The organism is Paenibacillus marchantiophytorum (assembly GCF_014640555.1).
GTDB classification, from domain to species: domain Bacteria; phylum Bacillota; class Bacilli; order Paenibacillales; family NBRC-103111; genus Paenibacillus_E; species Paenibacillus_E marchantiophytorum.
On sequence record NZ_BMHE01000051.1, the window covers coordinates 25,047 to 49,114 of the forward strand.

The following is a 24,068-nucleotide window of genomic DNA, read 5'->3' on the forward strand; positions in this document are numbered from 1 at the left end:
TATTAACCGAGAGCAACAAACAATCCCCCAATTCAAAGGAGCGAACGATTATGAAACCTATGATCAAAACATTAGCAACAGCTGCACTGGGCCTTACCCTTATCTTCCCAACAATGGCGAGCGCTCATTCGATTACTGTGAAAAGCGGCGCTGCCGATTTACGTGTCACTCTGGAAAGCCTGCTCGGTGAGCATGCTGAACTAGCCGTCATCGCGATGCAAAAAGGCATCGACGGCGCTGCTGACTTCAATGATGTGGCGGCCGCACTAATCGCTAATGGCGATGATTTATCCAAAGCCGTTGGTTCCGTCTACGGAGCCGATGCCGGCAAGGCGTTCAGCGGACTATGGAACACGCACATCGGATTTTTCGTAGATTATGTTACTGCTACTGCCAAAAAGGATGAAGCAGGTCGTGCCGCAGCCTTAGATAAGCTAGCCAAATATGGCCCTGATTTCGGTGCGTTCCTCGAAAGCGCTAATCCAAACCTCAAAGCAGCTGACGTCGCTGAAGGCTTGAAAGCTCATGTCAGTCAGTTAATCACCGCCTTTGATGACTATGTGAACAAAGACTACACGGGTGCTTACAAAAGCGAACGCGAAGCTTATGCCCATATGGTGCATTTCGGACAAATTCTAGCAGACGCAATTGTGAAACAGTACCCGGACAAATTCACGAATGTAGGAGCTTCCGCTGCTTCCGTCAATCTCCGCTCAGGTTTGGACCGCTTGCTAAGCGAGCATGGGGGTTTAGCCGTTCTAGCTATGCAGAAGGGAATCAATGGAGCTCCTGATTTTGATGCGGCAGCTGGCGCACTTCTTGCGAACAGCGATGATTTAAGTGCGGCCATCACGTCTATCTATGGAGATGACGCAGGCAAAGCATTCAAAGGTTTGTGGAACACACACATTGGCTTTTTCGTGGATTATGTGAAAGCAACAGCAGCCAAAGATGAAACCAAACGCAAAGAAACCCTGGATAAACTAAACCAATACGGAACCGATTTCGGTGCCTTCCTAGAGGGAGCCAATCCGAATAACTTCAAAACAGCTGATATCGCAGCTGCCCTGAAGCCTCACGTCGCTCAATTAATTAGTGCGTTCGATAATTACGTCAATAAAGACTACGCCAAAACCTATGCAAGCACGCGTGAAGCCTACGCGCATATGGCCCATACTGGCGATTATTTAGCTGGAGGAATCGTCGCTCAATTCCAAGATAAATTCCATGACCCTAAAGCGCCTGCCGCGATGGATATGAAAATATGGATGAAAATTGGCAGCAGCGATTTTACGATTAACGACAAAATAACAAAAATGGATACTGCGCCATTCATGTGGGAAAGCAACACCTATGTACCTCTGCGCTTCCTGGCTGAAGGCATCGGCGCTGTCGTAACTTGGGATCAAGCCTCCCAAACAGCATGGGTCAAAGCAGGAAACGATACCTTAACATTCTGGGTTGGCAAAGACTATATGGAAGTGAATGGCGTGAAAAAGGAAATCGGCGCTGGTGTCGTCCTGAAAGACGGCCGCACACAAGTTCCGCTTCGCTTCATCACTGAATTATTGGGATGGAATGTTCAATGGAGTGAAGCAGACTGGTCCATCACATTGACCAAGGCTATGGCTATGAGCACACACACGCATTAAATGATCAAAAAGCCGCAACCGAGTTGAACTCTGGTTGCGGCTTTTTGCTGTGAAGAACGATCAGCCCTTCACACAATAGGGTAAACAATAACGGGCTCTTCGCGATGGAACCCTTTGCCGCCTGCCGGCAAATAGATCAAGCAATCCGCGTCTTTAATCGATACCATAATACTCGATTTATCAATACCGGAAGGCTTAACCCGCAAGCAGCCGTTCTCAACATGCGTAATCCCTCTGACATATCGAGGATAGGCAGAACCTTTGTCGTAATCCACGTCTAGAAAGGCTGATATGGCTTCTGGGTAAGGTTCCCTTGAGCCTGCCATCGCTTTGATCAGCGGTTTGGCGAACAGCTCAAAGCCAACGAAAGATGCGCCTGGATTCCCCGATAAAGCAAGCAGCAGCCGATTGTTCCACACAGCCGCGCTCGTTGGCGTACCTGGCCGCATTGCGACTTTATTGAAGAGCAATTTGCCATCGAACCGCCCAAAAACATCTACTAGCACGTCGTAGTCCCCTACAGAAACACCACCGGAAGTTAAGACCAAATCCACATCGGCAAGGGCGTCCCGCAGAGCGGATTCCACCTCTCCTGCGTCATCAGAGAGAGCTTGCATAATAACGGGGCTTCCGCCTGCCGCTTCCACTTGCGCGGCTAACATATAACTGTTGCTGTTGCGAATACGTCCCGGCTGCAGCTGATCCCCCACATTCAACAACTCTGATCCTGTCGAGAAAATGCCCACTCGCGGCCTTCGATAAACAGCTACAACGGAGTAGCCGAAAGTTGCCAATATCGCGGCTTCTCCTGGACCTATTCTTGTTCCTTGCGCTAGCAATAAGTCTCCAAAACCGATTTCACCTGCGATTGGCGTAATATTACTGCCTGCTGGAACGTTCTTTTTGATACAGACAGATGTATGATGCCCGCCTTCCTCTCGACATGAATCCGTCATCTCCAGCATGACTACCGCATCAGCTCCGCCTGGAACAGGAGCCCCTGTCATGATCCGTGAGGCCAGTCCAGATTGAATCGTTAGCTTGGGTATGGTACCACTGGGGATTCGCTCTATGACCCGCAAGCTGATAGGATTCTCTGGCGATGCTTGTTGGATATCCGCTGAGCACACCGCGTAGCCATCAACACCTGATCGACGAAAATGTGGAACAGCATGATCTGCGTAGATATCAAGTGCCAGCCTTCTCCCAAAAGATGAAGACAGTGGAACAGACTCCGGATTCGTGAGAATCACATGCTCATACAGCAGGCTTCGAGCTTCATCTACAGCAATAACCTTTCGCCCGAACTTTAGCTTCGTATCGCTGTTCACGACCTTCTGTTCCTCCTAGGCTAGATTAGCCACCAATTTGCGACATCCGGCGAAGTGTTGGGGTATGCGACTGTTCCTCATTCATCAACGCCTGCGCCATCTCATGATTTTGCGGTTTAATATCGAGCGCTCGGAAAAATAGTTCTTCCACCGCTTCATCATTGCCAATATATTTGCGAACATTAAATTCATCAGACCAATACAAACATGGTTTCACATTGCCATCTGCCGTTATCCGCAGACGATTGCAGGTCTCACAGAAATGATCGCTGATCGGATGAATGAGACCAAATGAACCAAGAGCGCCTTCAATGCGGTAATTCTGAGCAGGTCCATTCCCATAAACAGCATCGGATGCTGCAGCATGCCAGCCTTTTTCCTTGCAGCGATCCAAAACCGTGGTCAAGGACAAATAACGACTTTTCCAATTCTCATCCTGATGACCGATCGGCATGTATTCAATGAAACGAACCTGAATAGGACGATCTATTGTCATTTGTAAGAAATCTTCAATTTCATCATCATTAATGCCCTTCATCAAGACAACATTTAGCTTAATCGGCGTAATTCCAACACGGTATGCCTCCTCAATACTAGCAAGGACGCGGCGAATATCGCCACCTCTGGTAATTAAGGAGAACCGATCCGCTTTCAATGAATCCAAACTAATATTTACACGGGTTAAACCTGCAGCGCGCAGCTTCTCAGCTCGTGAAGCAAAGTATATCCCATTCGTAGTCAACGCAATATCTTCAATACCGGGAATTGGAGAAAGCATGCCGATCAGTTGCTCCAGGTTTTTACGCACGAGCGGCTCGCCACCCGTCAACCTCAGTTTGCGAACACCCAGTCCTGCAAGCACGCGGACAACATCGGTAATCTCCTCAAAAGTCATAAGCTTCTCATCAGGTTCAAATTCCATACCTTCTTCAGGCATACAGTAGACACAACGAAGATTGCAGCGATCTGTGACAGAAATACGCAAGTAATCATGCATGCGTCCGAACCGATCCATTAGCTGCTTAGGCATAGGAGTTCACCTTCTCTCTTTAACCATTATGGCATATTTCCTAACAAAAACCTAGATTCCATCATAGATTCATCTTTTGTATTCATGGTGATGATAGATTAACTAACATATTCTCATATTCTTCAGGTGTGTTTATATTCGCAGCAAAATGAGGCGCTATATGATGCGAATCAAAAAATTCCTCTTCCACAGGCTGCCAGTCAATATGATCCAACAAGCCCATCAAACGAAACTTCTCCTGCTTCAGCAGCAGTTCCGCCTCTGATCCAATCAATCGTGTATATACAGCGTGAAGCGGATGAGTACGTCCTTCAATAACTGGAACGACGGCATCCACGTTCGCTTCCTGACATAATTTCCCCATAGCTTGAGCCGCTTGAGCTGAAATAAAAGGCATATCACAGCCAACAATCCACATAAGAGGTTCCGTCGCCGCAAGCGAAGCTGCATGAATACCGCTTAAAGGGCCCTGTTGAACATAAAAGTCCTTGATGCACTGCACATCCACATCGGGACTCTTCTCGATCCAAGGTAGCAGCTTCTCAGGCTCATTAGAGACAAGAATGATCTGCTTGCAAATTTTCTTCATTTCATTCAATTGCTTAATGATGAGGGGCTGACCTTGTATGGGCAAAAGAGCTTTGAGCTTCCCACCCATCCGGCGATTGAGTCCTCCTGCGAGAATAACGCCTGTAATCATGCTTGGAGCTCCACCAGCCTTTTGAGAAAAGATTGCTTCCAACTTGCTGATAGAGCAGGCAGCTCCGCTATACGTCCAATCGCTTCTGCGTTTGTCTTTTCTTTATATTTGATTTGATTGGCATATGCAATGGTAATTCCTTCTTTATCCTTACTAATCAGTTTTACTGCCGAATCTTTGTCCAGCCTGCCTTCAACTAATACTCTGAAATAGTAGCCGGTGTAGCCAGTCTCTTGCATCTGCAAAGGTGCAGTGCCCAAATCAAGCCGTTTGGCCAGTTTATGACAAGGTTGACGAGGCTGCGTAATCTGAACGACAACTTCACCGATCGCGAACGTGTCACCAATACAGACTTCCGTTTCGAGCAAACCTCGTACCGTTAAGTTTTCGCCGAACGTGCCCGCTTCCAGCTTCTTGCCCAGCTCCTGCTCCCAGAACGCATAATGTTCTTCAGGATATGCGCATAGCGCTTTATCAGGCCCGCCATGCACAGACAAATCAGCCTGTCCATCGCCCTCTGCTTGCACTTTGGATACAAACAAAGATGAGCTGACCGGGGATTTGAAAATACCCGTGATCAGCTCTTTTCCTTGCACCTGTATGACTTGGGGTAAACCAACATTTAACGATACAATTTCCATGACCAATTCCCCTCATTTCCAAGCTAGCTTCTTAGTCTTACTATACCAAAAAGCGCTCGGAAAGTCAGGCCTATCCTTACTTCTATCGCAGCCTTGCTAAGCCTTCGAAGCATCTACCCATGCGTCGTTATCGTAACCTCTAACTTCCCAATATCCCATATGTTCCTTCTCAATCAGCTCGATGGCTTGCAGCCATTTGACCGATTTATAGGCATACATCTGAGGAACAATGAGTCTGACAGGACCGCCCAGTTTCTGAGGAATGGGTTTCCCGTCCATCATCACAGCAACCATGATATCATCTCCGTTTGCTTGATCCAGAGATAGAGCATCCGTATACACCTTGTCTCCGGAGTAGAACTTCACAAATTTCGCTTTGGATTGGACCCCCGCTGCGGCCAGCAATTGTTTGAGCGGAATACCTTCCCATGTACACTTATATACGGACCATCCCGTTACACAATGGAAATCGCTCACTTGTACCGTTCGTTTCATCTTCAGGAACTCTTCCCAATTCCACGTATTGGGCTGATCAACAAGACCGGATATGGCAAATTTCCACGAATCCGAGGAAAAAGCCGGAATTTCCGTCACCGTATAAATACGGAAATTCCCCTTCGCCCCTCCGCCGACCACAGCGGCGGAGTCCGGCAATGGCGCAGGCGGCGGCAGCATCTTATTGCCGTCGCTGGCGATATACTCGGCGGTCGTTGACCCGCCGGTATCAAATGCGCCTTTTATCCACCGATAAAAGGCGGGGCCTACCGCGATCACGAGCAGCACCCCTGCGACTAGTCGCAGGAACGATGCGCGTGTGATCGGCGACTCCTTCAGCGCGGCGATCACCGCCTGCGCTGCAGAGCGCTTCTCCGTGGCGTCCTCCGCCGCCGCGGGTGTGGGCTTCGCCGCTGGGGGCGGCGCGGCTTTGGCAGCGGCTTGGTCCAGCCGCTGTTGGCGCTTAAGCCATCGGCTTCGCGAGATGGCGTGGTACAGGGCATACGGCACTCCGACCCAGGTGAGCAGGTCATGCACGAAGAGTGCCGTATTGTTCAGAGCTGGTGGCAGATGCCGGAACTGCCACAGAATCACACCGGAAGCAGCCCAGCCAACCAGCAGCGCGAGCACGAACACCAGATTCGCGCGTTGATTGCGCCGCGCGCGAATCTGGTGCCAATGCTTCCGAATCATTGGCGCATACAGCGCGATGAGTACAATCGAAGCGACGCCCAAATAAATATGAAGCTGCTTCAACGTCACCCGCAGACTCCCGAGTTCTCCCCGAACAGCCCCAATACTCAGCACAATGCCTGTAACCGTCAGAAGCAGCACAATCCAAGCATTCCAGCTATGTATCGAATTTAATCGCTTTCCAAAAGATTGCTTCAACCAGCCTCTTTTCGTATCCACACGCTCACATCCTTTATCCAAACTGCCTGTTTACTCTAATCATAACGTATAAATATTAAAAAAGGCTTACAAACCTACGAATATTTAAGTTCTTAAATATGATTGGAAATTTCGATAGCAGTTCTACTGGATATTTTCCAGTTGCCCGCTTCATCTATAAGCTGGAATGAACAACCTACTGTTCGGATTCCAATAGGTTAAATTATATTACTTCACTATTGCCACTATCCCCTTGACTCAGAACCCTCACAGCATCTCCTATCCTAGGGTATAGTTTGCCCCAAAACGGATTGATCACAACCTTGTTCCCCCAACCTCTGAGCCCTACGGGATAACGCCCACTACTTACTGTTCCCCCAGCCTCTGAGCCTACGGGATAACGCCCACTACTTACTGTTCCCTCAACCCACTGAGCCCATGGGATAGCGCCCACCACTTACTGTTCCCTCAACCTCTGAGCCTACGGGATAGCTCCCACTACTTACTGTTCCCTCAACCTCTGATCCTACGGGATAGCTCCCACCACTTACTGTTCCCTCAACCTCTGAGCCTAAGGAATAGCGCCCACTACTTACTGTTCCCCCAGCCTCTGAGCCAAGGGGATAGCGCCCACCTCAACGCAAGAAAAACCTAGTCTCTGCGACTAGATCACCCAGTCAAGGTACCATGGCAAGCCTCCTTACAAACTCAATAACCTTTATTTAGCCAAAATCGCTCATTCTGAAAATCTAATGAATTCCAGATGCGCTATTTCCAGCAAATGATCACTATTCGTCCAATAAGTCCAATAAAGTGCCGGGTAGCGCCATCTCAGTTCATTAAATTTCCTAAGTAGCCATTTTCTCGTCTATAAGCAGCATACAGTTCATTAGATGCCCTTTAAGACCGAAAACCTCCAAAGCAAAGAAGTCAGTGTGGACACCAATAAAAAAAGCCCGACATCCTTAGATGTCAGACTTCCAAGAACCGTCCCTATAGTTCCGAGGATATCCCACTTTTTTGATACACGCCGATAAGCTTATGTCTGTTGTCCAAGCCTCAGGGACTCTTCGCTGTAGAGGATCATTTTACGCTGGAGGGGGAGTAAGAAAGCTAGCCATAAGATGCCAGATAGAGAGAATAACAATAAGGATGCGGTTACCCAGTTCCACTCTGCCAAGGAGTAACCCTGTTTAGCAGCCATCAAATGCCCAGGTATCAGAAGCAGCACAATACCGGGAACTGTGAAAATATAGTCAGCAAGCATGATGTTTTTTGACAATATTTCCCCTCACTCCTTCTCCTAACTCGATGGTGACCTTAGTCACAACCATGGGAAGCAGCACCTTAATAAATAGGCAGCGTGAACCAAAATCTGCTACCCTGACCCTCTTCAACATTCACGCCAATTGATCCTCCATGCAGCTCCACGATGGATTTGGCAATCGCAAGTCCTAAACCTGCGCCACCGCTCGTTCGTGTTCTCGAAGGATCGGCACGATAGAAACGATCAAATATTTTATCGCTATCAGCTCCACGAATACCCTCACCTTCATCCTGAATGCACAGCTGAACAAACGGATCCGAAAGCTTATTTGCTTTAATTCGAATGGTTCCACCAACGGGTGAATGACGTATCGCATTATCCAAAATATTAGAAATCACTCGTTTCATTTCGCTAGGCATCGTAGCGACAGCAGGCAAGTGATCCGGAAGATCAACTTGCACTTGCAATTTCTTTTCTTCGAGCTGAAAAGACAAACTTTGCAGACTATCGAGCAATAGATGATCCACATGATATCGTTCAGGAGTAAATTCGGTACCGCCGGCATCAAGCTGAGACAGCTTAAATAATTCCTGAATCAGTCCATCAAGACGTCCTGTTTCAAGACGAATGGTTTGGAGATAGCGATTGAAGGTCGTTTTATCTTGGATAACGTCGTCCTGGAGCGCCTCAACAAACGCTAGGATAGAAGCCATCGGTGTTCGTAAATCATGTGATACGTTCGCCACAAGCTCTTTGCGCGAAACTTCAGCCGAACGCAGCTTCTGGAAGCTTTTGTTCAGCTTGCTCGTCATATGGTTGAATTGTCCAGCCAGTTTTTGAAATTCTACAGGGCCGATTAGCGGAACTTGTCCCTCAAACTGTCCTTCGGAAATACGCGCGGTTTCTTCTGTAATGGCATGAATGGATTTCTCCAAAGGTCTTGTCATGACATAGTGAATGAGCATGGAAACCACTGCCGCGATTAAAGTTACTGTCGATAGCAACACGACATCCTTCCAGTGGAGCAGCATAAAGTGGTAGCAAATAAACAGGGTAAGCAGAGTAATACCTGTACTCACACCGCTGGCAATAAGCAAATATAGGCGAAGCTTCAGGTTAGCTCCCTCCCTTCGAATTTATAGCCAATGCCCCAAACTGTCTTGATATATCGCGGCTCCGATGGGTTCGCCTCAATTTTCTCCCTTAGTCTACGGATATGAACCGTCACGGTCGTTGTGTCCCCATCATAATCCGTATCCCATACTTTGCTAAGCAGTTGGTTCCTTGAAAATACCTGTTCCGGATGTCCTACGAACACATGTAGAAGTTCAAATTCCTTCAAGGTCAGCTCAATTTCCTTGCCGTTCACACGAACACTTCGGTGCAGTACATTGATTTCGAGCCCAGGAAATTTCAGGAGATGCGCTGGCAGCTTCACATCTGCATTCCTAGCCTCAGGCTTGCTGCGCTGCATCCTGCGCATGATGCCATTGGCTCGCAACACCAGCTCCCGCGGCGAAAACGGCTTCGTCAGATAGTCATCTGCGCCCATGGTCAGTCCCATAAGCCGGTCCGTTTCATCGCCTAAAGCCGTCAGCATGATGATGGGCACGTCCTGTTCATTGCGAATTTCTTCGCAAACCTGCCAACCGGTCTTGCCCGGCATCATGAGATCCAGAATGATCAGCTGCGGGTGATGCAGCCGCCATAAGCGGATGGCTTCCTCGCCATTTCCCGCTGATATGACCTGATAGCCCTCCCGCTCCAGATAAACGGTACACACATCTATAATATTCGTTTCATCATCAACAACGAGAACGAGTGAACCCATGAGATTTTCCCTCCTCACCTTGTTCCCTTCAAGCTTGCACTTGCAGATCAGGTTTAGACACAAGTGCAAGTTCATCCTGTTTGCGGTTTAAGTTTCGTACATACATCGTTTGGGCGAAGCCAGCGAACAAAAGGAGCACGCCAAGCAGGATGAACATCATTTTTCCACCGTAGTGGGTGAAGAGGAATCCTCCCAAAACAGGTCCAATTGCGCGCGATAGTTGCCAATTCATGCCGAAAATAGAGAAGTACCAGCCTCTTTGATCCTCGGGAGCAATAATGGAGATGACCTTTTGAATATGAGGACCATTCAACATTTCACCTATGGTAAATAAAAATTCAACAAAAAGTAGTAAAGCGAAAAATGGAACCACCCCATAGCCAACGGAGACTACGGCAAATAGTACATAAGATACAGCGATGATCAAATAAGGAGCTACGCGTTCGGTTCGTTTGGCGATCCAGAGCTGCAAGGCGATCACAACACACCCGTTAAATGTAATGATCGCAGCAAAGACCGTTTTATAATTTTCAAAATGCTGCTGCAAATGCAGAGGGAACGTTGTTTCTACTTGGGCATAGAGCATAGTTACCGGCATCATCAAAAGCGTTATCCAGAGCAATGGCTTGTGATCACGCCATCTAATTTTCTGCTTATTTTTTGCCGCTGCTTGTTGCGCCGCACTTTTCATGGGCAAGGTCTCTGGCACCTTCCAAACGACCAAACCTGCGTATGCGAGGAGTGCAACTGAGCACGTTAGAAAAATAATGGTGGGATTCCAGGTGAAAAGCAGTAACCCTAGCAGCGGTCCAAACGCCGATCCCATATTCAAAGCTGTATGCAGCAATGCAAAAACTTCCGCCCGTTTCTCTTCCGGGACCACATCAGAGATCTGCGCATTGGCGGCTGGCTGATACATCGCATGTCCAATCCCGTTTATAATCGAAATTAAGGCAAATTCCCATACATGGCTGGCAAACATATATCCGCCAACAGCGAACGCCTGGATGACAAGCGCCGCCAGTATCATCGGCTTTCGCCCATACCGATCGCTTAGACTGCCTGCGTACAAATTTACGAAAATGCCGACTAACGGCTGTAAGCCTACGATTAACATGGATAGCAGAATGGAGCCATCGAGTTTGTCGTACAAATAATAGACAAGATAAGGTCTCATCATAAATCCGGCTAATGATGTTAAAATAGTTCCGACCACCCGTACCCAGATTGCGGTGTCGTACTTACTGATTAATGAAAAGAGCGGAATTCTGTGCATAAATCCTCCTGGCTGTCGTGGTCTTCTCATTTTAGAAGGAAGCAGGCAAAAGAAAAAGGTAAAATCTCGTTATAACGGATTTCACCTTTTATGAAGTCATTACAAAGCTATTATCCGCCAATACGAATCTTACGGTATGTATCAATGAAGGAAAGGACATCCACTTTCTTCCCCCTCTTTTTTGCTACTCTGGCCATTTTCACTAATGTTGTCCAGAACTCATCGAGCACAGGGGAATCAAACTCATTTTCTTTGGAAGATTGGGTCAGTTTATGTTTATGGTTATACGAAATGCCTTCATCCGAAATGAGGTATTGAATCTGACTCTTTTTCCATTGTTCCCCGGTCACATAACTTATACCAATTTCACGCATTTTCTTGCGCACTGATGTTACAGGACGAGATAATTCTCTTGCAATAACAACAGGCGGGCATTCAGACGATAAGCGGACTAACTTGTCCAATTCTTGTGTAGACCAGGGCTTTTTAGTCATATCAATAACCTCACTTTAGAATGAATGTTTCGTTCTTACTTTATATGGTTACTAACAAAGGGTATAATCAGAGGATACCAACGAAATGTTAAAGAAGTATGAGTTAACCATAATGAAAGTATGAAGACATAACTTTTTCGCTAATTTACTTCATTTTTGATCCTCCAGAACTACTTTTCGGGTATGAACCAGGACTTTATAAGCGATATTTGACGACAATGGAGGGTGAGAACGTGAAACATCATATTATCGGAGCAGAACAGTTCGTAGAGGAAGAAGGACAGGGTGCGCCTGTTATCTTATTGCACGGCTTTCCATTGGACCATCGCATGTGGGCCTCTCAGGTCCAAGCCTTAGCGGCTAATTATCGCGTAATCACTCCTGATTTGCGGGGAATGGGCCAATCTGATGTTCCTGTAACGAACATTTCCATTAACCAATATGCGGACGACATTTTAACTTTAATGGACAAAATGGACATACAAAAAGCCGCACTAGGCGGCTTTTCAATGGGTGGTTATGTGGCTTTTGCGCTGCTTCGCAAAGCGCCTTCCCGCTTCACTTCCCTGATCCTCGCGAATACGCGTCCGGAGGCTGACGGGGCGGAAGCACGCAAAAATCGGATGAACATGGCTGTTTCGCTATATGACAAAGGCGCTGCTGCGGCAAAGGATGCCATGCTTCCTAAACTGCTCACGGAACAAACCAGGAAAGATCAACCTGGACTTGTCGAATCGTTAAGCCTTGTGATGGAATCGATGGCTGCCGAAGGGCTTGTCCATGCAAGTCTGGCTATGGCGTTCCGTGAGGACGCTACCGACTTGTTAAGCACCATCTCGGTCCCAACACTCGTCATCGCAGGGGAACACGATGCAATCGCTCCGCCTGATGTCATGAAGAAGATGGCTGACCAAATCAGTGGCTCCAGCTTTCAAGTGATCCCGGCTGCTTCGCACTTGACGCCGATGGAGAACCCGGAAGCATTCAACGCGCTGCTTATTGAGTTCTTAAAGAACGCTACAGCCTAACCAGTTGGTTCATGACCAATACGGCTGCTCCTATAGCAAGGGCTTCTTCACCAAGCTGCCCTTTGCTGAATACAACCTGATAAGCGGGGTAGTAGTACGTTTTCCGAATGGCTACCTGGGTAGCCGTTTGGAAAAATAACTCCCCTCCCGCCACGAGCGGCCCCCCCAGAATAACTTTCTCGGGGTGCAAAATATTTAACAAATTGGCGAGTCCGATGCCAAAATAGGTTGCAGCTTCCGTAATGATCTCCACAACCAGGGGATCATTTTTTTTGAGTGCATCCAGAACGTGCTGATAAGTCAGCTGTTCGGGATCCTCCACGTAATGGGACAATATCGTCGATCGTCCCTGTTTAAGTGCAGATCTTGCCGCCTTCTCGATTGCATATAAGGAGGCGTAGGACTCCAGAGCCCCGTAATTGCCCGAGGCATTACGATGGGCGACCCCGTCGGTTTGAATAATCATTTGCCCGACGGAGCCTTCCATATCCACTGCTCCGTAGATGACCTTTCCTTCGGAGACCATGGAAGAACGCAAACCTACCCCAGCATGTATATACAGCAGATGCTTGAAACTCCGCGTTCTTTGATGCCATGATTCAGCCAGAATGGCGGTATTCGCGCCATTATCCAAGAGCGCCGGAATGCCTAACGCTTCCGTTAGCAGCCTGCCGATCTCTACATGCTTCCATCCTTTCGCCAGAAAGTACGAGGGCTCCAGAATTGTGCCCGTTAGTCGATCGACAGGACCGACTGCGCCAATCCCTATCCCTAACAACGCAGCTTTCGGTATGTGATGCTGCTCCAGCATCCTGTTCGCTGCTTCCACAATCTGGCGAATCAGCACGTCTGGCGTCATCTCAGCCGTCATCGTCCAGCTGTACGTATCCAGCTTATTCATCCCCAGATCAACGAGGACAAGCTTCGATAAGGTTCTTGATATCTCCAAGCCAAATATATACGCATAGGCCGGATTCTTCTCATACAGAATCGGCCTGCGCCCACCTGTTGAAGCACCGAATCCAGATTCCAGAATGAGTCCCTGGCTCGTCAATTCCTCCAAAAGCCGCGTCAGCGTAGAAACGGTCATCCCGCTTTGCTCTAACAGCTCGGTTTTGGATACCGTCGATTGACGGCAAATGCGATCATAGATTTCCTTCGCCTTCCAATTCGATATTCGCTCTGTAATGACATCTACATTCAAAAGAAGCAGCCCCCAATGATAATCTTTCTCATCTAATTCGCCATAGGGAGCCCAAAATCCTGCCGTCAACTTACTTATTCCTTCGATCCAATCATTAGGGTATATCCCATATATTGATGATACTTACTGACAAGCTCATCATATCTGGCTGTGATTTGCCAAATGCGAGGATCCATAAATGACTGTTTATCAGACAAATGAACCGGGTCCGGATGTTGGACTTGATCTTCAAACATCGTTAAAGGGAACGGATGAATCCCCGAGAAATCTACAGGATTGAATTGGCTGTTCACCAGCAGCTCTCGCCATTCTTCCACGCTGTAGATTTTACTCACACCATAGAAGCTGCAAAGCGCACGATGAACGCCGGCTGACATGTCTTTGACACGGATGACTTCTCGATCATAGAGCCTGCCTCCCGGCTTTAGAACCCTGAAATACTCCGAGACTGCCTTCTGTGCTTCAGCGAAATTCGTAACAGACTCCACCAGCACGACATCGAAGCTAAGGTCTTCGAAAGGCAGCTCACAGACATCCGCTACCTGCAAGTCAACCTGGGCCCCTTGCTTCTCAGCCCTAATCTTCGCTTTCGCGATCATCTCCGGCCGAATATCAATGGCCGTCACTTCACAGCCTTGTTCGGCCAAATAACATGCTGTCCTCCCGGTCCCACAACCAACTTCCAGCACGCGCTTGCCTTTCTCTATGGGATACTTCTTCAATTGTTCCACCGTCTCGCCGAATCCCCCAGGATGTGCATTACCCACCCCAAGTTTAGCTAACATATCCAAGTATTCGATAGCACTTGCACCTCCATAATGGCATATCATTCTCTTTTCTACCATATGGAGGGCAGGTACCTCTGGTTCAGCTTCCTAGACCAATTTCGCAAAAAAGGCTCCTGCCTAACTCTCCATTTTTAAGCAGTTAATGGGCTTATTACCCAATCAATTCCGTACATCCGACCATAGGATGTATAGACTCTCATCCAAATACACAGAGAGCATTATTGAGGAATGGGGGTGACATCAATGGGTGTTGCTGCCGGTGCTGCTGTAGGTTACGGACATGGAACTTCTTCTGCTGCTATTCTGGTATTATTCATTTTGCTCGTAATCGTTACAATGACTTACGCTTGGTAATTTGGTGAATTTACTGGCCTCTCGGCCACAAAAAATAAGGAGCTCAGGTTCATTGAACCTGGCTCCTTCTACATAGACACTATTTACTTCTTGGCAGCTGCCAAGAACGCATCTAATTGTTTTTGCTTTTCAGCGATGATTTTATCCACGCCGGCAGCTTTTAATTTTTCCAGAAACTTCGGAATGACTTCATCCGGATCCACCGTCCCCGCCGAAAGTGCTGGACCATATTGGTTCGCAATATTCGCGCAAGCGGCAATTTCATTTTTGACCGGCTCACTGTTAAATGCAAAACCAAGTGCAGGCGATTTGATGCCTTTGGCATTGAAATCTTTGAACTTTTGCCATTTGTTCGGATCTTCATTTGTCCACAGGTAGTTCAAGAACTGGTTGCCAAGCTCCCATTGTGCGCCTGGGTTGTAGCCTGTGTCTTGCGCAGTTTTACCTGCTGGCAGATCAATGATCGTCTCGGATTTCTTCACATAATGCTTGCCTTCGATCCCGAAGTTAACTAAATTATTGAATGTTTTGTCCGAGTGCAGCAAATTAATGACTTTCATAGCCAAATCAGGGTGTTTGGATGTTTTGGAAATAGCGAGCATCGCCCCTGATGCATCACCTGTAGAGATTGTAGGAACAGTCAAATCAAGCTGAGTTAATTTGAAGCCTACATAGCCTTCCGTTTCAGCATCTTTGCCAGGTTTCAAGCCATCCGTCCACATGAACACTTTGCCGGCTTTCGCTTGATCTTTGGGGAATACCGTTGTAGTTGCAGCATCTTTATTGACGTAGCCTGCCTTGTAGTAGGTACGGATCAACTTGGCAGCTTCTTTGTATTCCGGTGTTTCCAGCGCATTCAATACTTTGGTATCTTTCCCCGTTTTGGAAATAACGCCAGGAACAGAAGCATCGCCGAGGTAATCCCAGTCCAAATTATCCAGAATACCGCTGCTGCCGCCGTTACCTTGATTGGCGATAAACCATGGGGTTATGCCCGGTTCCTTCTCTTTCACGGTTTTCAGCAAGGGCTCGAGGTCTTTCCATGTTTTCACGTTCGTCAGATCCATTTTATATTTGTCTACCAGATCTTTGCGCAACAGTACGCCACGTGTAGCTGCTAATTCTTTATTGGTCGGGATTCCGTAGTTTTTACCATTGACTTTGGAACCTTCAAGGAATGCCGGATCCAAGTTTTTTACAATGTCTTGACCATTTTTAGCTAGCAAATCGTTAAGCGGCAAGAACGCGCCCTTCGCTACATTTACCGTATAGTTCTGCCATGCGGCTGTGAAAATAATATCGGCTTCTTCTCCGGAAGCGATCATCAGATTCAATTTATCGTTCCATTGGCCAAAATCAATCGCATTGATTTTAATCGTTGCATTTAATTTATCTTTCAAATATTTGTTCGCTTCTTCTTCAACGGATTTCACATCCTTCTGCTCCGCGCCAGGGTAGTACAGCGTTACTAGCTCTGTTTTCGCGCTTGGTTTGGCTTCCGGTGTCGCTGTTGCTGCCGTTGTTGCTGCTGCCGTCGAAGCAGGCGCTGGTGTCGTTTCTGATGTAGTGGACTTTGCGCACCCAGCCATAACCATGCTAACTGCGATCATGCCTGAAAGCGTTGTTAACATTGTTTTATTCACTCTCTTCATTTAGAACCCTCCTAAAATATGTTTTTATAAATGAATACTAACCTCTATCGTAACCGGTGTCACCCGGGGCTAGCCTTTTACCGCGCCGATCGTTAAACCTCTCACAAAATATCGCTGGAAGAACGGATAGGCGATCACAACAGGTCCGATGCCTACAACAGCCATTGCCATTTGGAGAGTTCGGGAAGGCAGGTCGATTTGACCCCCACCGCTTGAAATCCCGTTAAGGACAGCTGAGTTCGAAGTAATGTACTGGATGTTGAGCAATGTTTTGTACATGAGATATTGCAAGCTAATGTTGTGACTATCACTAATAAACACCAAGCTGAGAAACCAGTCGTTCCAGTAATTGACGGTATTAAACAAAGCGATCGTGCCCAGCACTGGCAAGGACAGTGGAATGACGATTCGAATGAACGTCTTGAGCTCGCTGGCTCCATCTATTTTGGCGGATTCAAGCAGGGCTGTAGGGATTGTCGTGGCAAAAAAAGTTCGCATCACGATAACGAAGAACGGTGTCATTAAGAGCGGCAAAATCAGGGACCAGATTGTATTTTTCAAATGCAGAATATTCACATACACGAGGTACCACGGGACCAAACCGCCATTGAACAGCATCGTGAAGAAGATAAAGAAGGCAAAGGCATTGCGGTATTTCAAATCTTCCCTGGACAGTGGATACGCATATAAAGCAATCAAAATTAGGCTTAAAACGGAGCCTGCAATCGTTACGAAAAGCGAGATCCCGTAGGAGCGCAGAATCTGCTCAAAATCTTTGAACAGGATCTCATAGGCTTTTAGACTGAACACTTCAGGATAAAACTTAAACCCGTTGGCGATAATCGATGTTTCATCGGAAAAGGAAACCGATATCACCAAGATGAGAGGCGCGATACACAAGATAGAGATGACGATGAAGAGAAGATGGACGAATATGTCGAGTCCGCTGACCTTTTTATTTTGCACAGATGCTTGTGACAACTTGTTTACCCCCTAGAACTGAGCTCGAGTATGGTTTAAAATAAGGCGTTTTCTTTGCTGACCCTGCGGACAAGCATATTGCTGGCAAGGATGAGAATAAAACCAACGATCGCTTGATACAGCCCAGCAGCAGATGACATGCCGATATCACCGTTAATTAAGAACGTTCGATATACGTAGGTGTCGATAACATTCGTTGTCGGAAACAACGTACCTGAGTTCAAGGGAACTTGATAGAATAGTCCAAAGTCCGAGTAGAATATCCGGCCGATGGCCAGTAACGTCGTAATAATGATGAGCGGATACAACAGCGGGATCGTAATGTAGCGGAACTGCTGCATCTTGCTTGCTCCATCAAGTGTAGCTGCTTCATATAGCTCCTGATCAAAGCCGACAATCGCCGCCAAGTAAATAACCGATGAGTAACCGACATATTTCCAGGTATTAACGATTGGCAGAATGAGTGTCCAATAACTCGCTTCCGAGTACCAATCAATCCCCTCGAAACCTAACGGTTCCAGAATGGATTTGTTGATAAATCCCGTTTCCATACTCAGAAATCCAAGAACCACATAACCGACAACTACCATGGATAAGAAATAAGGCAGAAACACGACCGACTGATAAAATTTAGATAAAAGCTTTTGTTTCACTTCATTCAGCAATATCGCAATGGCGACACCGAAAACCAAATTTAACACAATAAATACGGCGTTGTAGAGCAAGGTATTTCTGGTAATCGTCCATGCGTCTGCCGTTGCGAACAAATATTTGAAATTCTCGAATCCAGCCCATGGGCTTCCAAAAATACCATCCGTATAATTGATTTTCTTGAAAGCAATGAGAATGCCGAACATCGGCAAATAATTGTTAAGCAGTAAATACAGCACGCCTGGAATAAGCATAAAGTACAAAGCCTTCTTCTGAGAAAAATAGCTGACTTTCTTTGGTCTGACTTGCGCGGGATCGCTGATCTTCGCAGATAATTGCTCGGTTGCTGCTTTGCTCATTGATCTTCCCCCTATCTGCTCTGAGTTCGTATGGTCTTGTGTTTCTCTCTCTTATGTCTTTATTATAGAAGTGAATGAACGTCTGCTCTATAACCGATTGTGACCTCATTTCTGCTACTTTTGTTACTTTTCGCATCCGATTTCTTCCTTTTGTGCAAAAAAAAGAGCCACTTCCTATTGAAATGGCCCCTTGCTTATGTGGAAGTAGATCGTTCCTTGCGATACTCTCTTGGCGTTCGACCGGTTGATTTCTTGAACATCTTGGTAAAATAAGGGATGTTCTCGTATCCCACAATATCTGCTATATCACCAATCTTGAGCTGGGAGGAGATCAATAATTCCTTCGACTTTTCCATCCGTTTGACCAAGATATAATCCGTTAGCGAGCTGCCCGTTTCCTTCTTAAACAATCGTGACAAATACGCCGGGTTAAAATGAACATACTCGGCAATTTGCTCACGCGTAATATCTTCACGCATATGATCGTCAATATAGGAGGAAATCTTCTGAATGACCGAAGCCTCGCCTTTTTCATTATTAATAACGAAATCCATCCCATTCAGAATGACGCGGTAGCACCATACCTTGAACTGCAATAATGAACGTGTCACCGAGGCACTGTCGGACAGATCGCGTGGCGCAAAGACATCCTGAAGGGTGAGACCACGTTTATGAAACACTTGAAAGATCATGTGCAGTAAAGCGTGATACGACGATTCCAACGTTTCGATCGTTAGACTTGGCTCTGCCTCCAACATGGAAAAAATTTCATCCAGCTTGCGCAAGACATCTTCCCTGCTGCCGAGATCAAATAGAACGGAAATTCCTGATATCCAAGGAATCATAAGCGCCTGTCGAGACGACTCGCGTTGTTCGTCAAATGGAATAACACTATTAGACTCAGTAACATTGCTTCGTTCAGCTTCCAACAACTGCACGTACATTTCCAATAGACTGCTAAACTCCGTAGCTTCTCCGACATAGCAGCTTAAATCACAAAAGAAATATTCGTTGCAGGAACGAATATAATGTTCACAACGCTCGGCAAGATCGCCCCGATCGAATGATTGTTCCGGTGGCAGGTAGAACAGCACCAGGTTATTGCCGCTGCGGTCCTGCAGGACTGCCCCAGCGTCACTGCCTAAGATCAGTTCCCCTGCGGCGTTGCGGAGCGCATACTCCATAATGTCTTCGTCGCGTGCGCTCAACTCTTTCTTCCACAGCTCCACAGAGATCAGCACAGGCAGTACGCGGCTCTCTGGCGCAAAACTCAGCTCATACAAAGCAATGAGCGATTCTAACGACGAGCGGGATGGCGGAATCCGCCTGGCCAAGAGATCCTGCCAAAACTTTTCCTCCAGCAACGGTTTATGCGTTTGAAATAAAGCATAGTATCTTTGCTGAATCTCATGAAAGCCTTGCGCTTCCCTAGTTTCCTGAATCTTCTCGAGCGCTCGCCTGACAACATCTTTCAATTCCTCATAGTCAAAAGGCTTCAACATATAATCAAAAGATCCCGATTGCAGCGCAGTTCGCGTATACGAAAAATCCGCATGCCCCGTCAGGAATATGGTTTCCGTCCATGGGGAATGTTCCTTCACCCATTTAATAAGCTCAAGCCCGTTCATGTTCGGCATCTCAATATCGCAAATCATAACATCGATATGAGACTGTATGAGCCTCATCTTCGCTTCTTCTGCATCTAACGCCTCATAGACTTGTTCGATCCCCAGGAAAGCCCATTCAATCCCCTGAGTAACTCCTTGGACGGCATAAAACTCATCATCAACGACCAATATCTGGTATGTCATCGTTCATCTCAGCCTCATCTTCTACATAGATTGCGGGAATAGCGATTTGGACAGTTGCGCCCTTGTCAGCCTCGTCATTACTAAATACCAATTGCGCACGATCCCCATAGCGCATCTGCAGTCTTAATAACACATTCTGAAGACCTAGATGTCCTTCTTCACCCGCATGTTCATGCCAGCGGTTCATTCGCAGCTTGTCGAGGATCTCCGGCTTAAAACCGATGCCATTATCCTTCACTTGCACCCAAATGGTCTTCGCTTCAACGCCGTCTTTCACGAGCACGACTTCTCTCACTTCAATCTTGATCATAAAAAGCTCACGGCGATTCATGAAACCATGAATAATTGAATTCTCTACCAACGTTTGAATCGTGAGCGGAAGAATCGAACAGTGACCTAGCTCATCTGGAAGATTGATCTCATAAGTAAGCTTGCCTGGGAAGCGAAGCTTCTGAATTTCCAAGTAATTCTGAATATGCCTGATCTCCGCCTCCATGGTCACCGTTCTTCTTGATGTTGTGATATTAAACCGGAAGTATTCAGCCAAGTAGCGGGCCATTTTCTGAATAACATCGTATTGCTTAGTTGCCGCGAGACTCGTGATAATGTTCAACGTATTCAAGTAAAAATGCGGTTTAATCTGTACCTGCAAATGTTTAAATTCGGCCTCTTTCGTAAGCAACTGCTGCTCATAGATATCAATTTTCAGATTGGAAATTTCTCCGACCATATTATTGAACGTACGTATTACAAAAGCAAACTCCGTCGTATTGTCCGGTTCAAGTTGAACATCCCAGTCCCCACGGGTAATCCGCTGCATTCCTCGGATGAGCTTCTTCATCGGAGTAAGCAATACTTTTCTAACAAATATGAAGTAAAAGGATAAAATCAGCAGCCCGCCAAGTGGAATCATATAGATTGCCAATCGGAAAAAGGGTAAATTCCTCAGCATACTGGCTTCCGGAATAAGAACAACATACTTGATCGGTACCATCGTTGCTGGAATAGCAACCAGTAAATACGACAGTTCATTCGTGTAATCGGTTACAGATTGATACGGCTTTGCTTGAGGCTCCGGCATTTTGGCTGCCATTGCGATTTGCTGCTCCGTCAATTTGGTGCCCGATGCCACCTCGCCATCCAAACTCATCAGTGCAGCCCCGCCGCCGCTGTTCTCCACATCCAAAAACTTCAAAGGCTCAGCCACGGTGTTCGCCTTAATCCAACATCCAACCACTAAATTATTGTTGCGGATTAGTTTGAGGAACGCAGTCTCATCGCCCACCTTAATGAGCTGCCAAGAACCAATCTTCTGCATCTCGTCGTCTTTGGGATGCGCTTCTATGTAATCTGCGATCACTTTCTCGTTCAAGTAATAGTCGGATCGTGTATTCAGCACAATATCTTTATCCTTGATATTATATAAAAAAATGGTGTCGATCACTTGGAAGTATCCCAAATCCACCTGAAACCGCGTGAAAATCTTTTGCTTCGTCAGCATATAATCATCCGTGCCGTATTCCATGAAATTCAAGAGATTCACGTCAGGCTCACGATCGTTGACCAAATTCAAATAATTATTGATTTCCTTCATCTGCTTATCCACTTGCTTCACATAATCCGCCAATAGGTTCCTGTTGGCTCCTGAGACTTGCTCCCTTACGACAGTAATCGCGTAATGGTTATTATAGTACAAGAAAATAATAAGTGGAGAAATAATAATCACAAATCCGGCCACAAATTTAAAAGTCAGAGATTTTCTCCAGTTCAATCACGATCGCATCCCTTTGTCGTTGACATGTTCTCCCAAATAATCACTTATAGGGTAACCTTCGTGATGGACAACCGTCAAGACAAATAAAAAAGCTCATGAAATCAATTGATTTCATGAGCTTCTTCTATACCGGCAAGAGGACTCGAACCTCCACCCTTTCGGACTCGATTTTGAGTCGAGCGCGTCTGCCATTCCGCCATGCCGGCATATACGTTGTAAAACAATGGTGCCGAAGACCAGACTTGAACTGGTACGGTAGTCACCTACCGCAGGATTTTAAGTCCTGTGCGTCTGCCGATTCCGCCACTCCGGCTTATAAAGTAATGTGGAGGCGCCACCCAGATTCGAACTGGGGGTAAAGCTTTTGCAGAGCTCTGCCTTACCACTTGGCTATGGCGCCTTAGTAATAATGGAGCGGAAGACGGGGATCGAACCCGCGACCCTCGCCTTGGCAAGGCGATGCTCTACCGCTGAGCCACTTCCGCATATAAAACTGGGGATCAAGGATTTGAACCTTGGCATGACGGAGTCAAAGTCCGTTGCCTTACCGCTTGGCTAATCCCCATTATCTTGCATGTTGGTAATAATGGGCGGACGACGGGACTTGAACCCGCGAATGCTGGATCCACAAACCAGTGCGTTAACCCCTTCGCCACGACCGCCACAATATTAAGTTGTTTACTTTTTTGGCAGGGGCAGCAGGAATTGAACCCACACCAAAGGTTTTGGAGACCTTTGTTCTACCCTTAAACTATGCCCCTAGAAAAAGTAAATGGAGGCTGATGGATTCGAACCACCGAACTCGGAGAGAGCAGATTTACAGTCTGCCGTGTTTAGCCACTTCACTAAGCCTCCATGATGTAAATCCTTTGATCCTTTGTGGTGCCGTCGAGAGGACTTGAACCCCCAACCTACTGATTACAAGTCAGTTGCTCTACCAGTTGAGCTACAACGGCTTATTTAATTAAGAAATGGTGGCTTTGGACGGAATCGAACCGCCGACACGAGGATTTTCAGTCCTCTGCTCTACCGACTGAGCTACAAAGCCTTGCTGAATATTTGAAGAAAAATGGCGGAGCTGACGGGATTCGAACCCGCGGTCTCCTGCGTGACAGGCAGGCATGTTAGGCCACTACACCACAGCTCCATGCTAAGTACAATATCTTCTACAAGAAGATGAATTGGTTGCGGGGGCAGGATTTGAACCTGCGGCCTTCGGGTTATGAGCCCGACGAGCTACCGGGCTGCTCCACCCCGCGTCGTTAATTATAATTCACGTCTCCGTGCTTTGCAAGTCTCACTTTAAAAGGAAACTTGATGGAGGCTGACGGGATCGAACCGCCGACCCTCTGCTTGTAAGGCAGATGCTCTCCCAGCTGAGCTAAGCCTCCATGGGAAGTAATGAATGGTGACCCGTAGGGGACTCGAACCCCTGTTACCTCCGTGAAAGGGAGGTGTCTTAACCACTTGACCAACGGGCCTTGCTAGAAAGATAGTGGCGGAGAGAGAGGGATTCGAACCCTCGAGACGCTTGTGACGCCTACACGATTTCCAATCGTGCTCCTTCGGCCAGCTCGGACACCTCTCCATATGGCTCCCCGAACAGGACTCGAACCTGTGACAACTCGATTAACAGTCGAGTGCTCTACCAACTGAGCTATCAGGGAATAGAAAACTTATTACAAGGATTTATTCCTTGAAAACTAGATACGAAACGTGCGTAAAGTAACATTTAGGTTTGAAACTGAGAGACTTTAATCTACGATTAAAGATCCCTATATTAGGTTAAGCCCTCGACCGATTAGTATTCGTCAGCTGCATACGTTGCCGCACTTCCACCTCGAACCTATCAACCTCG

The 24,068-nt window shown here is 47.0% G+C and carries 20 protein-coding genes and 16 tRNA genes; 3 read left to right on the forward strand and 33 right to left on the reverse strand.

Annotation, left to right across the window (positions count from 1 at the left end):
* The first annotated feature begins 50 nt into the window (after positions 1 to 50).
* Complete coding sequence (locus IEY34_RS30100; protein WP_189019053.1) at positions 51 to 1,652, forward strand: copper amine oxidase N-terminal domain-containing protein; 1,602 nt, start codon at positions 51 to 53, stop codon at positions 1,650 to 1,652.
* Between the two features lie 68 nt (positions 1,653 to 1,720).
* On the opposite strand, the gene IEY34_RS30105 is transcribed toward IEY34_RS30100, so the two are convergent.
* The 10 genes from IEY34_RS30105 to IEY34_RS30150 all read right to left on the reverse strand — a co-directional run bounded on the left by IEY34_RS30105 (position 1,721) and on the right by IEY34_RS30150 (position 11,608).
* On the reverse strand, positions 1,721 to 2,983 hold the full coding sequence (locus IEY34_RS30105; protein WP_189019056.1) for a molybdopterin molybdotransferase MoeA: 1,263 nt from the start codon (positions 2,981 to 2,983) through the stop codon (positions 1,721 to 1,723).
* Positions 2,984 to 3,008: 25 nt separating this feature from the next.
* Positions 3,009 to 4,013 carry a GTP 3',8-cyclase MoaA gene (gene moaA / locus IEY34_RS30110; RefSeq protein ID WP_189019058.1) on the reverse strand — a complete coding sequence of 335 codons (1,005 nt, stop codon included), beginning with the start codon at positions 4,011 to 4,013 and terminating at the stop codon, positions 3,009 to 3,011.
* An 82-nt stretch (positions 4,014 to 4,095) separates the two neighbouring features.
* Complete coding sequence (mobA, locus tag IEY34_RS30115) at positions 4,096 to 4,713, reverse strand: molybdenum cofactor guanylyltransferase (protein WP_189019059.1); 618 nt, start codon at positions 4,711 to 4,713, stop codon at positions 4,096 to 4,098.
* Positions 4,710 to 5,354 (reverse strand): MOSC domain-containing protein, encoded by a 645-nt coding sequence (locus IEY34_RS30120; protein WP_189019061.1) that lies wholly within the window; start codon positions 5,352 to 5,354, stop codon positions 4,710 to 4,712. The genes mobA and IEY34_RS30120 overlap by 4 nt, the downstream gene beginning before the upstream one ends.
* Before the next feature lie 96 nt (positions 5,355 to 5,450).
* Positions 5,451 to 6,761: a molybdopterin-dependent oxidoreductase gene (locus IEY34_RS30125; protein WP_189019063.1), complete on the reverse strand. Its 1,311-nt coding sequence runs from the start codon at positions 6,759 to 6,761 to the stop codon at positions 5,451 to 5,453.
* Between the two features lie 1,018 nt (positions 6,762 to 7,779).
* Positions 7,780 to 8,022 (reverse strand): DUF2269 family protein, encoded by a 243-nt coding sequence (locus IEY34_RS30130; protein ID WP_189019065.1) that lies wholly within the window; start codon positions 8,020 to 8,022, stop codon positions 7,780 to 7,782.
* 65 nt (positions 8,023 to 8,087) lie between these two features.
* Positions 8,088 to 9,104 carry a HAMP domain-containing sensor histidine kinase gene (locus IEY34_RS30135; RefSeq protein WP_189019067.1) on the reverse strand — a complete coding sequence of 339 codons (1,017 nt, stop codon included), beginning with the start codon at positions 9,102 to 9,104 and terminating at the stop codon, positions 8,088 to 8,090.
* A 14-nt stretch (positions 9,105 to 9,118) separates the two neighbouring features.
* On the reverse strand, positions 9,119 to 9,838 hold the full coding sequence (locus tag IEY34_RS30140; RefSeq protein WP_189019069.1) for a response regulator transcription factor: 720 nt from the start codon (positions 9,836 to 9,838) through the stop codon (positions 9,119 to 9,121).
* Positions 9,839 to 9,866: 28 nt separating this feature from the next.
* Positions 9,867 to 11,114: an MDR family MFS transporter gene (locus tag IEY34_RS30145; RefSeq protein ID WP_189019070.1), complete on the reverse strand. Its 1,248-nt coding sequence runs from the start codon at positions 11,112 to 11,114 to the stop codon at positions 9,867 to 9,869.
* A 110-nt stretch (positions 11,115 to 11,224) separates the two neighbouring features.
* Positions 11,225 to 11,608 (reverse strand): hypothetical protein, encoded by a 384-nt coding sequence (locus IEY34_RS30150; RefSeq protein ID WP_189019072.1) that lies wholly within the window; start codon positions 11,606 to 11,608, stop codon positions 11,225 to 11,227.
* 233 nt (positions 11,609 to 11,841) lie between these two features.
* On the opposite strand from IEY34_RS30150, the gene IEY34_RS30155 reads away from it, so the two are divergent.
* The gene (locus IEY34_RS30155; RefSeq protein WP_189019074.1) at positions 11,842 to 12,636 is read left to right on the forward strand and encodes an alpha/beta fold hydrolase; all 795 of its coding nucleotides are present in this window, start codon (positions 11,842 to 11,844) and stop codon (positions 12,634 to 12,636) included.
* Here the strand turns inward: IEY34_RS30155 and IEY34_RS30160 are convergent.
* Both IEY34_RS30160 and IEY34_RS30165 read right to left on the reverse strand, forming a co-directional pair.
* Positions 12,626 to 13,840 carry an ROK family protein gene (locus tag IEY34_RS30160; protein ID WP_373291373.1) on the reverse strand — a complete coding sequence of 405 codons (1,215 nt, stop codon included), beginning with the start codon at positions 13,838 to 13,840 and terminating at the stop codon, positions 12,626 to 12,628. The two genes, IEY34_RS30155 and IEY34_RS30160, sit on opposite strands and share 11 nt — an antisense overlap.
* Before the next feature lie 74 nt (positions 13,841 to 13,914).
* Positions 13,915 to 14,685 (reverse strand): class I SAM-dependent methyltransferase, encoded by a 771-nt coding sequence (locus tag IEY34_RS30165; RefSeq protein ID WP_194455271.1) that lies wholly within the window; start codon positions 14,683 to 14,685, stop codon positions 13,915 to 13,917.
* A 186-nt stretch (positions 14,686 to 14,871) separates the two neighbouring features.
* On the opposite strand from IEY34_RS30165, the gene IEY34_RS30170 reads away from it, so the two are divergent.
* On the forward strand, positions 14,872 to 14,982 hold the full coding sequence (locus IEY34_RS30170) for a YjcZ family sporulation protein (protein WP_189019092.1): 111 nt from the start codon (positions 14,872 to 14,874) through the stop codon (positions 14,980 to 14,982).
* Between the two features lie 83 nt (positions 14,983 to 15,065).
* On the opposite strand, the gene IEY34_RS30175 is transcribed toward IEY34_RS30170, so the two are convergent.
* From IEY34_RS30175 to IEY34_RS30275, 21 genes are all read right to left on the reverse strand, one after another.
* Entirely contained in the window at positions 15,066 to 16,634 is a 1,569-nt protein-coding gene (locus IEY34_RS30175; protein WP_189019078.1) for an ABC transporter substrate-binding protein, read from the reverse strand.
* 69 nt (positions 16,635 to 16,703) lie between these two features.
* Entirely contained in the window at positions 16,704 to 17,615 is a 912-nt protein-coding gene (locus IEY34_RS30180) for a carbohydrate ABC transporter permease (RefSeq protein ID WP_229757910.1), read from the reverse strand.
* Between the two features lie 35 nt (positions 17,616 to 17,650).
* Complete coding sequence (locus IEY34_RS30185) at positions 17,651 to 18,625, reverse strand: ABC transporter permease (protein ID WP_189019079.1); 975 nt, start codon at positions 18,623 to 18,625, stop codon at positions 17,651 to 17,653.
* 194 nt (positions 18,626 to 18,819) lie between these two features.
* Positions 18,820 to 20,436, reverse strand: coding sequence for a response regulator (locus IEY34_RS30190; RefSeq protein ID WP_189019081.1), 1,617 nt, complete (start codon positions 20,434 to 20,436; stop codon positions 18,820 to 18,822).
* Positions 20,411 to 22,207, reverse strand: coding sequence for a sensor histidine kinase (locus IEY34_RS30195; RefSeq protein ID WP_189019083.1), 1,797 nt, complete (start codon positions 22,205 to 22,207; stop codon positions 20,411 to 20,413). Before IEY34_RS30195 ends, IEY34_RS30190 begins: the two co-directional genes overlap by 26 nt.
* A 130-nt stretch (positions 22,208 to 22,337) precedes the next feature.
* Positions 22,338 to 22,416 (reverse strand) — tRNA-Leu (locus tag IEY34_RS30200).
* Between the two features lie 18 nt (positions 22,417 to 22,434).
* Positions 22,435 to 22,523 (reverse strand) — tRNA-Leu (locus tag IEY34_RS30205).
* A gap of 13 nt (positions 22,524 to 22,536) precedes the next feature.
* Positions 22,537 to 22,610: transfer RNA gene (locus IEY34_RS30210), tRNA-Cys, on the reverse strand.
* A 10-nt stretch (positions 22,611 to 22,620) separates the two neighbouring features.
* Positions 22,621 to 22,695: transfer RNA gene (locus tag IEY34_RS30215), tRNA-Gly, on the reverse strand.
* 8 nt (positions 22,696 to 22,703) lie between these two features.
* Positions 22,704 to 22,775, reverse strand: a tRNA-Gln gene (locus IEY34_RS30220).
* A 24-nt stretch (positions 22,776 to 22,799) separates the two neighbouring features.
* A tRNA-His gene (locus IEY34_RS30225) sits at positions 22,800 to 22,872 on the reverse strand.
* Between the two features lie 25 nt (positions 22,873 to 22,897).
* Positions 22,898 to 22,971: transfer RNA gene (locus IEY34_RS30230), tRNA-Trp, on the reverse strand.
* 12 nt (positions 22,972 to 22,983) lie between these two features.
* Positions 22,984 to 23,065: transfer RNA gene (locus IEY34_RS30235), tRNA-Tyr, on the reverse strand.
* A gap of 25 nt (positions 23,066 to 23,090) precedes the next feature.
* Positions 23,091 to 23,166: transfer RNA gene (locus tag IEY34_RS30240), tRNA-Thr, on the reverse strand.
* Between the two features lie 16 nt (positions 23,167 to 23,182).
* Positions 23,183 to 23,258 (reverse strand) — tRNA-Phe (locus IEY34_RS30245).
* Between the two features lie 22 nt (positions 23,259 to 23,280).
* Positions 23,281 to 23,357: transfer RNA gene (locus IEY34_RS30250), tRNA-Asp, on the reverse strand.
* Positions 23,358 to 23,392: 35 nt separating this feature from the next.
* Positions 23,393 to 23,469 (reverse strand) — tRNA-Met (locus tag IEY34_RS30255).
* 59 nt (positions 23,470 to 23,528) lie between these two features.
* Positions 23,529 to 23,601, reverse strand: a tRNA-Val gene (locus tag IEY34_RS30260).
* Between the two features lie 15 nt (positions 23,602 to 23,616).
* Positions 23,617 to 23,691, reverse strand: a tRNA-Glu gene (locus IEY34_RS30265).
* Between the two features lie 15 nt (positions 23,692 to 23,706).
* Positions 23,707 to 23,798 (reverse strand) — tRNA-Ser (locus IEY34_RS30270).
* 3 nt (positions 23,799 to 23,801) lie between these two features.
* Positions 23,802 to 23,877: transfer RNA gene (locus IEY34_RS30275), tRNA-Asn, on the reverse strand.
* Positions 23,878 to 24,068 lie beyond the last annotated feature (191 nt).

What these genes read in the sequence shown, in the direction of transcription:
- IEY34_RS30100 (WP_189019053.1), top strand. Translation starts at nt 51, where the DNA reads ATGAAACCTATGATCAAAACATTAGCAACAGCTGCACTGGGCCTTACC.
- moaA (WP_189019058.1), bottom strand. Translation starts at nt 4,013, where the DNA reads ATGCCTAAGCAGCTAATGGATCGGTTCGGACGCATGCATGATTACTTG.
- mobA (WP_189019059.1), bottom strand. Translation starts at nt 4,713, where the DNA reads ATGATTACAGGCGTTATTCTCGCAGGAGGACTCAATCGCCGGATGGGT.
- IEY34_RS30120 (WP_189019061.1), bottom strand. Translation starts at nt 5,354, where the DNA reads ATGGAAATTGTATCGTTAAATGTTGGTTTACCCCAAGTCATACAGGTG.
- IEY34_RS30140 (WP_189019069.1), bottom strand. Translation starts at nt 9,838, where the DNA reads ATGGGTTCACTCGTTCTCGTTGTTGATGATGAAACGAATATTATAGAT.
- IEY34_RS30145 (WP_189019070.1), bottom strand. Translation starts at nt 11,114, where the DNA reads ATGCACAGAATTCCGCTCTTTTCATTAATCAGTAAGTACGACACCGCA.
- IEY34_RS30150 (WP_189019072.1), bottom strand. Translation starts at nt 11,608, where the DNA reads ATGACTAAAAAGCCCTGGTCTACACAAGAATTGGACAAGTTAGTCCGC.
- IEY34_RS30165 (WP_194455271.1), bottom strand. Translation starts at nt 14,685, where the DNA reads ATGGTAGAAAAGAGAATGATATGCCATTATGGAGGTGCAAGTGCTATC.
- IEY34_RS30170 (WP_189019092.1), top strand. Translation starts at nt 14,872, where the DNA reads ATGGGTGTTGCTGCCGGTGCTGCTGTAGGTTACGGACATGGAACTTCT.
- IEY34_RS30175 (WP_189019078.1), bottom strand. Translation starts at nt 16,634, where the DNA reads ATGAAGAGAGTGAATAAAACAATGTTAACAACGCTTTCAGGCATGATC.
- IEY34_RS30185 (WP_189019079.1), bottom strand. Translation starts at nt 18,625, where the DNA reads ATGAGCAAAGCAGCAACCGAGCAATTATCTGCGAAGATCAGCGATCCC.
- IEY34_RS30190 (WP_189019081.1), bottom strand. Translation starts at nt 20,436, where the DNA reads ATGACATACCAGATATTGGTCGTTGATGATGAGTTTTATGCCGTCCAA.